Genomic DNA, 1,484 nt, shown 5'->3' with positions numbered 1-1,484 from the left:
CGCAGCGGCCGGCGCCTGGCTCGCTGCGGCGGCGCGCGGCGCCTCGTCCGGGCGCACCGCATCCAGCGCCCGCTGCACCAGGGCCTCGTCGTAGTTGCTGGCGGCCACGATCTCGATGCCCTCGTCGGTGCGCCGGTTGGACAGGATCACCGCATCCGGCCCGTGCTCGTCGCGCACCATCCGGAAGGCGGTGCGCATGTCGGGGGCGACAAAGCGTTTGATCTTCATGGGTGGGAGCCGGGAATGGGGAGTGGGGAATGGGGAATGGATGCGTGATCGGTGCCGATACGTGGCGGGCCGCGGTGTCGTGTCCGGTTTTTCGTGATCGTGTTCATTGCTCTCTCCGCTGCCGGGGCAAGGGTGCGATTCCCCATTCCCTGTTCCCGTTTCCCGTCATCTCAACTGATCGTGCCCACCAGCTTCAGCCGCTTGTCCTCCGGCACTTCGCTGTAGGACAGGACCGACAGCGCGGGGACGCTGTGGCGGACCAGGCGGGCGAGGGCGGCGCGGACCTGCGCCGGCACCAGCACCACCGCCGGTTCGTTGCGCGCCTCCTGCTTGCTCACACAGTCCGCCAGACTTTGGTGCAAGCGTTCGGCCAGTCCGGGTTCCAGCGCCGCGCCGTTGCCCTGGGTAGAGTCCTGCAAGACGCGTTCCAATTGCGGGGCCAGGGTGAACACCGGCAGTTCCGGGGCCATGCCGGCGATCTCCTGGACGATGAACCGGCCCAGGGCGTTGCGCACGGCGGCGGTGAGCGCGCCGGGTTCCTGACTCTGCGGGGCGTGCTCGACCAGGGCCTCGACGATCTTGCGCAGCTGCCGCACCGGGATCTTCTCGATGAGCAGGTTCTGCAGCACCCGCACCACCACCGACAGCGGCAGCGCCTTGGGGGTGAGGTCCTCGACCAGCTTGGGCGCGCTCTTGGCCAGGGTCGCCAGCAACTGCTGCACTTCCTCGTGGCCGAGCAGTTCCGGGGCGTGCTCGCGGATCAGGTGCGAGAGGTGGGTGGCGATCACCGTGGCCGGGTCGACCACGGTGTAGCCCATGGTCTCGGCCTGTGCGCGCAGGTGCGGCTGGATCCAGATCGCATCCAGGCCGAACGCCGGGTCCTTGCCGGGAATGCCGTCGATCTTGCCGAGCGCGCCGCCCGGGTCCAGCGCCAGCTCGCGGTCCGGGTGGATGTCGGCGGTGGCCACCGGCACGCCGTGCACCAGCAGGCGGTAGGCGTTGGCCGGCAGTTCCAGGTTGTCGCGGATGTGCACCGGCGGCACCAGGAAACCGATGTCCTGGGTCAGCTTGCGGCGCACGCCCTTGATCCGCGCCATCAGCTCGCCGCCCTGGGTCTTGTCCACCAGCGGGATCAACCGGTAGCCGACCTCCAGGCCCAGCGGGTCGATCGGGCGCAGTTCGTCCCAGCCCAGTTCGGCATTGGCCTGAGCCGCGGCCGCGGCCTGCGGCGCCGCCTCGGCCGCGGCCGGCGGCGG

1 protein-coding gene and 1 pseudogene are annotated in these 1,484 nt (G+C 70.2%); both read right to left on the bottom strand.

The genetic code is table 11. The features are described from left to right. Positions 1 to 228, bottom strand: a pseudogene (locus tag D180_RS07155) (flagellar biosynthesis protein FlhF); the annotation flags it as partial. Between the two features lie 170 nt (positions 229 to 398). After that, positions 399 to 1,484, bottom strand: a 1,086-nt coding sequence (locus tag D180_RS07150; protein WP_017912258.1) for an FHIPEP family type III secretion protein, incomplete at its 5' end; no start/stop codon positions are given.

This window comes from Xanthomonas sp. SHU 166 (assembly GCF_000364685.1).
In the GTDB taxonomy this organism is placed as follows: Bacteria; Pseudomonadota; Gammaproteobacteria; order Xanthomonadales; family Xanthomonadaceae; genus Xanthomonas_A; species Xanthomonas_A sontii.
This window is presented reverse-complemented; position numbering and strand designations above follow the sequence as displayed.